This window comes from Xanthomonas sp. WHRI 7945, assembly GCF_035026585.1.
Genome location: NZ_JAYIQP010000003.1, coordinates 25977 through 37896 on the forward strand (window position 1 = coordinate 25977; position 11920 = coordinate 37896).

The window sequence follows — 11920 nt, forward strand, 5'->3', positions numbered from 1 at the left end:
TAACACCCGGTCGCGGCTGAAGCCGCTCCTACAGAAAGCAACGCAACGCACAGCTGCCGCCGCGCAACCACGCACAACGACACACAGGAGCTCCACATGCCCTCCCGCCGCGATGTCCTCCAGTTGCTCGGCGCCACCGCCGGCGCCGGCCTGCTCGCCACCGCCGTGCCCGGCTTCGCCGCCGCGTCCAGCGCCTCGGCGACCGCGCTGCCCAGCAAGCGCCCGCCACCAGCGAAACGCCACTTCGTCAGCGCCGCGGTGGAAAAGCACCTGCGCGCGATCAAGGCCGACATCGGCGACCCGCGCCTGGCCTGGCTGTTCGAGAACTGCTACCCGAACACGCTCGACACCACCGTGCGCACCGGCACCCGCAACGGCAAGCCGGACACCTTCGTCATCACCGGCGACATCGAGGCGCTGTGGCTGCGCGATTCCTCCGCGCAGGTGCATCCGTACATCCCGCTCGCCAAGCGCGACCCGGCGCTGCGGCGCATGTTCCATGGCCTGATCCAGCGCCAGGCCGCCTGCATCCAGCTCGATCCCTACGCCAATGCGTTCCTGCCCGACGGCACCAGCCAGCGCCTGAAATGGTCGGTGGCCGACATCACCGAGATGAAGCCCGGCGTCGGCGAGCGCAAGTGGGAAATCGATTCGCTGTGCTATCCGATCCGGCTCGCGCACGAGTACTGGCGCGCCAGCGGCGACACCGCCCCGTTCGACGACGACTGGCGCGCGGCGATGCACGTGGTGGTCAGGACCTTCCGCGAACAGCAGCGCCTGCACGACCGCGGCCCCTACAGCTTCCAGCGCCCCTCGCCGCTGGCCACCGAGACCCTGGTGCTGGAAGGCTACGGCCAGCCGACCAGGCCCAACGGCATGATCCACTCGATGTTCCGCCCGTCCGACGATGCCTGCGTGTATCCGCTGTTCGTGCCGGCCAACCTGTTCGCGGTGGCCTCGCTGCGCCAGCTGGCGACGATGAGCGAGACGCTGCACCGCGATACCGCCTTCGCCGCCGAGTGCCGCGCGCTGGCCGACGAAGTGGAGACCGCCACGCGCAAGTTCGGGCAGATGCGCGATACCGACGGCCAGGCGTTCTGGGCCTACGAAGTCGACGGCTACGGCAACCAGCTGTTCATCGACGACGCCAACGCGCCGGGCCTGCTGAGCCTGGCCTACCTGGGCTGCTGCGATCGCCGCGATCCGCTGTTCCTGCGCACCCGCCAGCTGGCGTGGAGCGAGCGCAACCCGTATTTCTACCAGGGCCGCGCCGCCACCGGCGTGGGCAGCCCGCACAGCGGCATGGGCACGATCTGGCCGATGGCGATCATGCAGTACGCGCTGGCCAGCGACGACGACGCGCAGATCCGCCAGTGCCTGGCATGGCTGAAGAACACCGACGCCGGCACCGGCTTCATGCACGAAGCCTTCGACAAGGACAACCCGAGCAAATTCACCCGCGACTGGTTCGCCTGGGCCAACACCTTGTTCGGCGAACTGATCATCGACCTGCACCAGCGCAAGCCGCATCTGCTGAAAGCCTGACCACCACCGCCCCCTGTAGGAGCGGCTTCAGCCGCGACCGTGGCATTACCGATACACCCGGTCGCGGCTGAAGCCGCTCCTACAGAAAACACATAACCCGCATCCCTCTCCGCCGCAGCACCCCGAGGACAGCACCATGGCCACACGACGCGGTTTCCTGCAGGGCGCCATCGCCCTGGCCCTGTTCGGCAGCAGCGGTATCGCCCGACTGGCGCAGGCGCGCGCCGGCAGCTACGCGCTGCCCGCCGACGCGCGCGCCAAAGCCGCGCTCACCCGCCACGTCGATGTGTTCATCGGCACCGGCGGCCACGGCCATACCTTCCCGGGCGCCACGTTGCCGTTCGGCATGGTGCAGCTGAGCCCGGACACCTACAACGCGGTATGGGATTCGTGCTCCGGCTACCACGAGTCCGACGGCTCGATCATGGGCTTCTCGCACACCCACCTGTCCGGCACCGGCATCGGCGACATGCTCGATTTCCTGGTGGTGCCCGCCACCGGCGACGTCAAGCTGGTGCCAGGCACGCTGGAAGATCCCGACGCCGGCTACCGCTCGCGCTACGACCATGCCGACGAAGCCGCCTCGCCCGGCTACTACCGCGTGCGCCTGAAGGACAGCGGCGTGCACGCCGAGCTGACCGCCACCGCGCGCGCCGGCCTGCACCGCTACCACTTCCCCAAGGGCAAGCCGGCGCACCTGCTGCTGGACCTGTGCCACGGCATGCAGGACAAGCCTGAGATCGCCACCCGGGTCAGCGACGCGCAACTGCGCATCGTCGACGCCAGCACGCTCACCGGCGGGCGCCGCGTGTACCAATGGGCGAAGGGCCGCTACATTTACTTCGCGATGCGCCTGTCGCGGCCATTCGCAAACGCACAGCTGTATTCGGAAGACCAACCGCTGGCCGCCGACGCGCGCCAGGCCGACGGCACCCACCTGAAGGTGGCGCTGCACTATCCCGATGCCGCCGAAGCACCGCTGCTGGTCAAGGTCGGCATTTCCGCGGTCAGCGCCGAGAACGCCCTGGCCAACCTCGACGCCGAACTGCCCGACTTCGATTTCGCGCGCGTGCACGCCGCGGCGGTGGCGGCGTGGGAGAAGGAACTGGCGCGGGTGCGCATCGACACCGATGACGACACGCAACGCCGCATCTTCTACACCGGCCTGTACCACAGCCTGCTCGCGCCGACCCTGTTCAGCGATACCGACGGCCGCTATCGCGGCATGGACCTGCAGGTGCACCAGGCGCCCGCCGGCTACCACAACTACAGCACCTACTCGCTGTGGGACACCTACCGCGCACTGCACCCCTTGCTGACCCTGGTGCAACCCGAGCGCGTGCCCGACCTGGTGCAGTGCCTGGTGCGCGGCGCCAACGAATGCCCGGACGGCGTCGGCATCTGGCCGCTGCAGGGCGTAGAGACCGGCTGCATGATCGGCTACCACTCCGCCGTGGTGCTGGCCGAAGCGCACGCCAAGGGCTTCACCGGCATAGACTACGCCGCCGCCTGGCCGGCCTACCGCAAGCGCGCGATGGACGACACCACGCATGGCCTGGGCGAGTACCGCAAACTCGGCTACATCCCCAGCGACACCGTCGACGAAGCGGTCAGCCGCACCCTCGAATACGCCTACGACGACTGGGCGGTGGCGCACCTGGCGCAGGCCGCTGGCGCCGCCAAGGACGCAAGCGCCTTGCGCGAACGCTCGCGCAACTACCGCAACGTGTTCAACCGCAAAAGCGGCTTCGTGCAGCCGCGGCTGAGCAACGGCGACTGGGCCGCCCCGTTCGATCCGCGCGCGATGGGCCACATCGCCAAATGGCGCGACTTCACCGAGTCCAACGCCTGGCAGGCCACCTTCCTCAACCAGCACGACCTGTACGGCTACATGGAGCTGTTCGGCGGCCGCGACGGCTTCGCCGCCAAGCTCGACGAACTGTTCTCCACCAGTTCCGAACTGCCGGCCGACGCACCGCCGGACATCGACGGCCTGGTCGGCCAGTACGCGCACGGCAACGAGCCCAGCCACCACGTCGCCTACCTGTTCGCCTACGCCGGGCAACCGTACAAGACCCAGGCGATGGTGCGGCGGCTGCTGCGCGGGCAATACCACGACGCGCGCAACGGCCTGTCCGGCAACGAGGACTGCGGGCAGATGAGCGCCTGGATGGTGCTCAGCGCCCTGGGCTTCTACGCCGTGGACCCGGTCAGCGCCACCTACGTGCTCGGCAGCCCGCTGTTCAAGCGTGCCGACGTCGACGTCGGCAACGGCCGCACCCTCAGCATCGTCGCCCACGGCAACAGCGCCACCAACGTCTACATCCAGCGCGCCCGCTGGAACGGCAAGCCCTATACGCGCAGCTGGCTGCGCCACGCCGACCTCGCCGCCGGCGGCACCCTGGAACTGGAGATGGGCCCCAAGCCGAATCCCGCCTTCGGCGCCGCCAAGGAAGACCTGCCGCCGTCGTTCGTTTGAGACGCACCCTCCTCGCCCCTGTAGGAGCGGCTTCAGCCGCGACCGAGACTCTCCGGTAGCACTCGGTCGCGGCTAATGGCCCGAGGCCACCCAGAGCCGCTCCTACAAAAGCCCAACGCCCCCGCCAGAGACCCCACATGCTGCGCCACTCCCTGTCCGCCCTTGCCCTGTCGCTCCTGCTCTCCCTACCGGCATCCGCACAGCCGACGCACGCAGCCACGCCCTGGCCCGCCTTCGCCACCCAAGGCGAACACTTCACCCGCGACGGCAAGCCGTACCAGATCATTTCCGGCGCCATCCACTTCCAGCGCATCCCCCGCGCCTACTGGAAGGACCGCCTGCAGAAAGCGCGCGCCATGGGCCTGAACACCGTGGAGACCTACGTGTTCTGGAACCTGGTCGAACCGCGCCAAGGCCAGTTCGACTTCAGCGGCAACAACGATGTCGCCGCCTTCATCGACGAAGCCGCCGCACAAGGCCTCAACGTCATCCTGCGCCCCGGCCCCTACGTCTGCGCCGAATGGGAAGCCGGCGGCTACCCCGCCTGGCTGTTCGCCGAACCGGGCATGCGCGTGCGCAGCCAGGATCCGCGCTTCCTCGCCGCCAGCCAGGCCTACCTCGACGCCGTCGCCGCGCAGGTCAAGCCCAAGCTCAACCGCAACGGCGGCCCCATCATCGCCGTGCAGGTCGAGAACGAATACGGCTCCTACAACGACGACCACGCCTACATGCAGGCCAACCGCGCCATGTTCATCAAGGCCGGCTTCGACCAGGCCCTGCTGTTCACCTCCGACGGCGCCGACGTGCTGGCCAACGGCACCCTGCCCGACACCCTGGCAGTGGTGAACTTCGCCCCGGGCGAAGCCAAGAGCGCCTTCGACGCCCTGGCCAAGTTCCGCCCCGGCCAACCGCAGATGGTGGGCGAATACTGGGCCGGCTGGTTCGACCAATGGGGCGCCAAGCACGCCGCCACCGATGGCGCCAAGCAGGCCAGCGAATTCGAATGGATCCTGCGCCAGGGCCATTCCGCCAACCTCTACATGTTCGTCGGCGGCACCAGCTTCGGCTTCATGAACGGCGCCAACTTCCAGAAGAACGCCAGCGACCACTACGCCCCGCAGACCACCAGCTACGACTACGACGCCGTGCTGGACGAAGCCGGCCGCCCCACCCCCAAGTTCGCCCTGTTCCGCGACGCCATCGCCCGCGTCACCGGCGTACAGCCGCCCGCCCTGCCCGCACCGATCCGCTTCGCCGAGCTGCCGGCCACCCCGCTGCGCGAATCGGCCTCGCTATGGGACAACCTGCCCGCGCCGGCCACCACCACCGACAGCCCGCAACCGATGGAGCGCTTCGGCCAGGCCTACGGCTACATCCTCTACCGCACCACCGTCACCGGCCCGCACAAGGGCAGCCTGTACCTGGGCGAGGTGCGCGACTACGCCCGCGTCTACATCGACCGCACCCTCGCCGGCAGCGCCGAGCGCCGCCTGCAGCAGGTGGCGGTGGACGTGGACATCCCCGTCGGCACCCACACCCTGGACGTCCTGGTGGAGAACAGCGGCCGCATCAACTACGGCGCGCGCATGGCCGACGGCCGCGCCGGGCTGATCGACCCGGTGCTGCTCGACGGCAAGCCGCTGACCGGCTGGCAGACCTTCCCGCTGCCGATGGACGACCCGAGCAAGCTCACCGGCTGGACCACCGCCAAGATCGACGGCCCCGCCTTCCACCGCGGCACCGTCAAGATCGGCACGCCCACCGACACCTTCCTGGACATGCAGGCCTTCGGCAAAGGCGCCGCCTGGGCCAACGGCCATAACCTGGGCCGGCATTGGAACATCGGGCCGCAGCGGGCGCTGTATTTCCCGGCGCCGATGCAGCGGAAGGGCGAGAACAGCGTGATCGTGTTCGATCTGGATAGTGCGGCGGATGCGAGTGTGCGTGGGGTTAAGGGGCAGGTTTGGAGCACGGCGGGTAACTGAGTTATTCGCGGAACGCGCCATCCGGTAAATCTGGACGGCGCGGCATCAAACAACTTGTCTACAAATTGAGGCCGCCGGCGGTTCCGCCGAGCGGCCTTTAACTTGTGACGGCCGTCAACAAGTGATAGCGTCGGCCGTGTGCGGGGATGCACTGGGGAATGGCTGTGGGTTTAGGCGCAAGGATTGGGCGACGGCTCGAACCACGAAAGATCGAAGCTGCAACACGTGCTGCTACGAAAAGCGGCTGTATCGGCACGCTACACATGCGTGTTTTACACATCATTTTGTCGCCGAATAATAGTTAGGCGTCACAGGGAGACCGCCATGCTCAAGGCCCTCTACTACCCCCACACCGAGGTTCGTAATCCGACGATCCTGAAGAATGCGCTTCTGCTGTGGGATTCGCTTGAGACCATCGTTCCTCGCATGCCGCGAACGTCTCCAAACGGTCCGAAGAATAGAGAACTACGAGAAGCAGCAAGCTTGGTTGTCAGGCCGCGGCGCCCAAGCGACAAGGAGCAGCAAGAGGCCCACAAGACCCTCGAAACTCTTTTAACCACCGGCAAGCTCGCTGCAATCATGGCGAAGGCGCCGTCCGATTGGCGGGGCGGCAGATACCCGATCTACCCAGACAAGTTCCTCCATATGACTTGGAACATGTTGGAACGAGAGGGATTGGCCCGATTTGAAGCCGGTGCGATGGACTATGACGTCCCGGCAGCTCTGGGCTTCCTGATGATGTCGCTCCTCGCGGACAGTTGTGCCGGGACGCTAATTCAGAAGATCACCGACCGGACCGATGCCTACTCTTGGCTAGCAGAAGCACATGCAAGCGCACTTGGAACGTCGCCGATTACTGGTCTCGATGTAAGCCAAGTTGCTCCAGCCTATGATCGACTGGTTTCGATATCTCTTGACGTTCTGGACGCGCGTGACGTCCCACTCAAGAAGCTTATTGACTTCCGTAAGCGAGAGGCCAGCAGTAGCAGCACGGACTATGCCGCAATGCGTAGAAGATATCTGGCCACACTAGACGCCCACATCAAGCGGGTCACGAAGGAAGCAAAGAGCGTCACTGATCTCCGAGAGCTGGAACGCCAGTTCCGAATCGATCTAAAACATGACCTTGCAGACCTGAAATCCGAGCTGGGTGTTGCAAGCCTGAAGACGCTCTTTTCCAAGGAAGTGGTGATCTCGACGCTCATCGCGGCGGGTTCTTTGGTCTCTCCCGTTGCGGGCCTAACGGCCCTGTCAACACAAATCGGCCTAATCGGGATCATTCCCTTGCTCAAGTCCGCGACGGACTTGCGGGGCGCGCGTAGAACTGCCTTACTCAAGCACACATCTTCGTGGCTTTATCTCGCCACAAAGCCGCGACTTCAACTCCGCTGAGGGCGCGAAGCAGCAGAAACGGGGTCAGGTTGACTTCCTCAGTGAAACTGCCCGTTACACGGTCCAAGCCAAGACCCGGTGCTTCGCAGACATAGGCCCGCATGCCGCCCGCGCAAAGGATCCAACTCAACCGATAAGTGAACCTGACCCCGTTAGTCTGTTGGCATGTCATGTCCACATTCGTACAGGAGATCGAATGACCGCTGGATGGAAGGATTACCAAGAGGAAGCGGCTGCTTTCTTCCGCGCTCTAGGTTTAGACGCGCAGACTGATGTTACGGTGCAAGGTGTCCGCACCAAGCATGATGTAGACGTTCTTGTTAAGTCGCATCATGTTGGATTCGAGATTACCTGGCTCGTTGAGTGCAAACACTGGAAGTCTCCTGTCTCTAAGCTCCATGTTCTGGCTTTAAGAGAGATAGTGGCTGATGTCGGTGCAGACCGGGGGATTCTCCTCGCCGAATCTGGCTATCAAAGTGGCGCTGTCGAGGCAGCCAATCTCACCAACGTCCAAGTTACCTCGTTGGCCGAGGCTACAGGATTCACTAGGGAAACCGTTTACGCCATGCGGCTACGGGAGCTCTATGACAGGGTTGAGCAATGCAGCGAGCGATACTGGGACATACCTAAAGACGAGAGGATCGCACATGGCCTCCGCCCGGAAATGGGAGGCTGGGATTTTTCTGGGGCTCGCGCAGTTGACCTCTGCCGGGATTTGCTGACCAAAGCGTTTCGTGGCCTATATCCTGTGTCGAGCGATGAGATGGCTGCGGCAGTAGACTCCGAGCTCCAGCGACAATTCCACTCTCCCGAGGAGCTTGTCGCGGTGGTGGAGACCCGCGTAAGTGAACTGGAGCGAAGGCTTGCAGCATATGACGCGCGGGAGTGATGCTTCGCAGAGACGCATGGCGCCGTGTATTTTGTCCAAAAGACACTTGCGCCTAACGAGGTGCTGCAGCCGACGGCTTAGCCCCGGCTGAGCTTCGCTGTTAGGCATCATAGGACACATCATCGAGAGCCCATGGACATATCAATTCTTTCGTTAGTTGTTGCGGCTCTCGCGGTTTTTTTCGGGCCACTAGTCTCTTGGCAAGTTGCTAAGCATCAGATCAGGTCAGCCAGCAACTTATCCACAGCTCAGACCTCCGCTGCGCTTCTCACCTCAAACAAGCAGATTATTGCTCCAATGCGCCAGGCTTGGATCAACAATCTAAGGGATCTTCTTTCAGAGTTGTTGAGCAGTACGCTTCACTACTACGTTTCCGGGTACGAAGATCGCACAGACCAAGAGTATCAACGCGTCACTCTCCTTGAGCACAAGGTCAAGCTCATGCTCAACCCAAAGGAAGAGGATCATCAGCATCTGGAAGAACGAATCAGGAACATGATCGCTTCCATAGAGCAGCATCCTAAGTTTGCAAATGACTTCCCAGATCCCCATGACGAAATCGTTTCTCTCTCTCGGCAAGTTCTGAAACGAGAGTGGGATCGGGTTAAAGAGCCTCTTGCGCTCGTCGGCAATGGCAGCGATGCCTAACAATTCATTCAAGCCGACCTCACTTCGCAGGGCGACTTAATTCAGGTGTTAACGCCCATGGAAGAAGTTCTCCGGCTCCCTAGGTTCAGCAAGGCATTGGCCGCTCTGTCACTGGCTATTGCCCTCTGGAAGCTCATCACGCTCAGCCCTTACGGGATCGGCTTCTCGCTGAATTATCTGGCATCGCCCAGCATTCTATACAGCTTTGCATTTGATCTTGCCTTGGCCGTAGGAGCCATCTTGTTATGGCGGGGCCGGCCGGCGAGCAGATGGCTCTTCGCCGCCCAAGCCGTCATGACCTCTGCTGGGTGGCTTGCAACAGGCGGTCTGAGCCGCCTGCCGTTCATCCTTATCTACCTGAAGGGCACCCGCCATCCTGACGCACCAGCAATTCTGGCTTATATGGCACGACCGTACCTAATCTTCGGCATATGGTGCCTGTTCGGCTGGGTTCTTGCACTTGCCTGCTTCGCCTGCTTTCGAAAAGTCGGCGGCAAGGGGGAAAGAGTCGGACGTAATGTCTCGAAGGCAGCGGAAGGCCCCACGCTCGGCGAGATCATGCGTCGCCGCACAGATGGGAGCTAATATTTCATCAAGCCGACGCCGTTTCGCGGCTCGGTTTAATTCAGGAATTAGGCAGGATGGGCAACTGCTTCGCAATCCTAGAAGAACTTACTAAAACCTCATCTTGGGGCGATGTAGTTGAAAAAGCTCTTGGCGGCAAGTCCGAGCTACCATGGGGCAACGAAGATTTTGGTACGTATTGGATTGTGGCAGGCCATCGAATTCGCGAACAGGTCGCGAACGACCTCTCACTGGAGCGATTTCTCCGCAAAGTTCTTCCACCTTACACCGGTGGTCAGCTAGTTCTCTTTCGCGGCGAAAGCCGCGAGCGATTCTTAGCTGATAAAATTGGCTTCTCTTGGAGCCAAGACCAAACCGTCGCGGAAATGTTCGCTGCCGGCCTCAACTCTGTTGGCGGTGGATTGGTTCTTCGTGCAACCTTTGATCCAGCAGGCATACTTATGGGGCCAAATGATCACAGCCGATATCTTGGTGAGCATCAGTACACAGTTTACCCCTCTGCCGCCCAAGGAATTGAAGTCGTTGCGGAGTTTCCATCAGATATTGCCTGACACTTCATTCAAGCCGACACAGCTTGGATAATAGGGCCGACCTTACTTCAAAGCTCATCTTCGCGTTACAGCCCAAACCAGTTGACATCCCCAAAAACCAGTAGCACCATTCCCTCCAAGGAGCGTAGAAACTCCTCAGAGAGCGGCACCCACCTCCGTCAAACCGGTGGGTTTTTTGTGCCTGTTCGCAGGCACACTCCGACGCGCTGTCTGCGTCGGGAGGGCGGTGAATACAACACCCTTCGGGGAAATAAGCCCGCCGGCTCTCTGCGGTTTCTAACCTCCCGACATCCCGTCGCCGTTCGGCGCGGGTTCCTGTCTGCCAAGGAGGCTGTGCCATGCGTCAACCGTCATCCCGCCCCGCCACTCCCCGCAAGCGTGCGCCGCGCAAGCCCCACTGCCGATGCTGGACGATCGCCGAGTCGACGCTCATCCCCACGCTGACGCCCGAACAGGTCGCCGCCGCCGATGCCGCCGATCTAGCCCGCGCCTCGCGCCCGCCCCGCCGCCCATGCCCGCCGCAGAAGTGCACCGTCGGCTGCGGCCACTACGCCAACGGCAAGCGCATGCCCGCGTTGCGCCTGGCCGGCCGTTGGATGGAGGAACTGGGTTTCACGATCGGCAGCACGCTGCGCGTGCAGGTGCGCGACGGCGAACTGGTGGTGAGTGTGGCCAGCAGAGACTGACACGGCCTTCACCCACCACGCATCAGAGGCTCGCTGAGATGGCGTCCGCGCGCCTTAACACAGTGGGACGATAAGACGCCGAAACTGGTGTAAATCGCCTCACGGCAAAACAGGGGGCAGAGTGCACTTGCCCCCCCACCCCCTTCCTAAATCGACAGGCACAGCTTGCCGAAATGCTTGCCCGCCGCCTGATGCGCAAATGCATCGGCAATGTCTTCCAGCGCGAATGTCTGGTCGACCACCGGTTTGATGCCGGTTGCGTCGATGGCGCGGACCATGTCGCGCTGGTGGCTCCGGCTCCCGACGATCAATCCCTGCAGGGTCTGGTGGCGTTGCATCAGCGCCACCGTCGGCACCGGGCCGGCAATGCCGGTCAGCACGCCGATCAGGGCGATATGTCCGCCGATGCGGCATGCCTGGATGGATTGCCCCAACGTGTCGGGCCCACCCACTTCGATCACGTTGTCGACGCCACGGCCGTTCGTATAGTCGAGCACCTTGGCCGCCCAATCGGTATCGCGCCGGTAGTTGATCGTGAAGTCGGCGCCGAGTGCCTGCGCACGCGCCAGTTTCTCGTCGGAGGATGATGTTGCGATCACGGTTGCGCCCATGCGCTTGGCGAACTGCAGCGCGAAGATCGACACGCCCCCCGTGCCGAGCACCAGTACGGTGTCGCCGGCCTTCAGGCGCGCGTCCACCACCAGCGCCCGCCACGCGGTGAGCCCGGCTGTCGTCAGCGTCGCCGCTTCGGCGTGGCTGTAGCCGCGCGGCGCATGCGTGAACCAATGCGCTGGGCGAACGACGTATTCGCGCGCATATCCGTCGACACCGTCGCCGGGCACCGTCGAAAAATCGGCGATCGTCGGCCCGCCATCCAGCCATGTCGGGAAGAACGTCGAGACGACCGCGTCCCCCACGGCGAACTCGTCCACGCCTTCACCCACCGCCTCCACCACGCCGGCACCATCGGACATCGGGATGCGGCCGTCGGCGCTGGGCATGCGGCCGGTCACCACGCCCAGATCGTGGAAGTTGAGCGAGCTTGCATGCACGCGCACGCGGATTTCGCCGGCGCCCGGTTGGCCGGGGTCGGGCAGGTCGACGAGGCGGAGGTTCTCTAGGCCAGCGGGCTGGCGCAGGGTGATGGCTTTCATGAGCAC

General features: G+C 63.6%; 10 protein-coding genes. 9 read left to right on the forward strand and 1 reads right to left on the reverse strand.

Annotated elements, in window-relative coordinates:
• Nucleotides 1-96: 96 nt before the first annotated feature.
• The 9 genes from VDQ83_RS03280 to VDQ83_RS03320 all read left to right on the forward strand — a co-directional run bounded on the left by VDQ83_RS03280 (nucleotide 97) and on the right by VDQ83_RS03320 (nucleotide 10760).
• On the forward strand, nucleotides 97-1545 hold the full coding sequence (locus VDQ83_RS03280; RefSeq protein ID WP_455433846.1) for a glycoside hydrolase family 125 protein: 1449 nt from the start codon (nucleotides 97-99) through the stop codon (nucleotides 1543-1545).
• 136 nt (nucleotides 1546-1681) lie between these two features.
• On the forward strand, nucleotides 1682-4024 hold the full coding sequence (locus VDQ83_RS03285) for a GH92 family glycosyl hydrolase (protein WP_455433847.1): 2343 nt from the start codon (nucleotides 1682-1684) through the stop codon (nucleotides 4022-4024).
• Between the two features lie 137 nt (nucleotides 4025-4161).
• Nucleotides 4162-6009: a glycoside hydrolase family 35 protein gene (locus VDQ83_RS03290; protein WP_455433848.1), complete on the forward strand. Its 1848-nt coding sequence runs from the start codon at nucleotides 4162-4164 to the stop codon at nucleotides 6007-6009.
• A gap of 324 nt (nucleotides 6010-6333) precedes the next feature.
• Nucleotides 6334-7401: a hypothetical protein gene (locus tag VDQ83_RS03295; protein WP_455433849.1), complete on the forward strand. Its 1068-nt coding sequence runs from the start codon at nucleotides 6334-6336 to the stop codon at nucleotides 7399-7401.
• A gap of 196 nt (nucleotides 7402-7597) precedes the next feature.
• A complete protein-coding gene (locus VDQ83_RS03300) occupies nucleotides 7598-8290 on the forward strand; it encodes a restriction endonuclease (protein ID WP_455433850.1) in 693 nt (230 codons plus the stop codon).
• Between the two features lie 132 nt (nucleotides 8291-8422).
• Entirely contained in the window at nucleotides 8423-8938 is a 516-nt protein-coding gene (locus tag VDQ83_RS03305; protein WP_455433851.1) for a hypothetical protein, read from the forward strand.
• Between the two features lie 57 nt (nucleotides 8939-8995).
• Nucleotides 8996-9523: a hypothetical protein gene (locus VDQ83_RS03310; RefSeq protein WP_455433852.1), complete on the forward strand. Its 528-nt coding sequence runs from the start codon at nucleotides 8996-8998 to the stop codon at nucleotides 9521-9523.
• Between the two features lie 56 nt (nucleotides 9524-9579).
• Nucleotides 9580-10074 carry a hypothetical protein gene (locus VDQ83_RS03315; RefSeq protein ID WP_455433853.1) on the forward strand — a complete coding sequence of 165 codons (495 nt, stop codon included), beginning with the start codon at nucleotides 9580-9582 and terminating at the stop codon, nucleotides 10072-10074.
• A gap of 338 nt (nucleotides 10075-10412) precedes the next feature.
• Nucleotides 10413-10760, forward strand: coding sequence for a SymE family type I addiction module toxin (locus VDQ83_RS03320; RefSeq protein WP_455433854.1), 348 nt, complete (start codon nucleotides 10413-10415; stop codon nucleotides 10758-10760).
• A gap of 146 nt (nucleotides 10761-10906) precedes the next feature.
• Here VDQ83_RS03320 and VDQ83_RS03325 read toward each other — a convergent pair whose 3' ends face one another.
• On the reverse strand, nucleotides 10907-11914 hold the full coding sequence (locus VDQ83_RS03325) for a zinc-dependent alcohol dehydrogenase family protein (RefSeq protein ID WP_455433855.1): 1008 nt from the start codon (nucleotides 11912-11914) through the stop codon (nucleotides 10907-10909).
• Nucleotides 11915-11920: the final 6 nt, after the last annotated feature.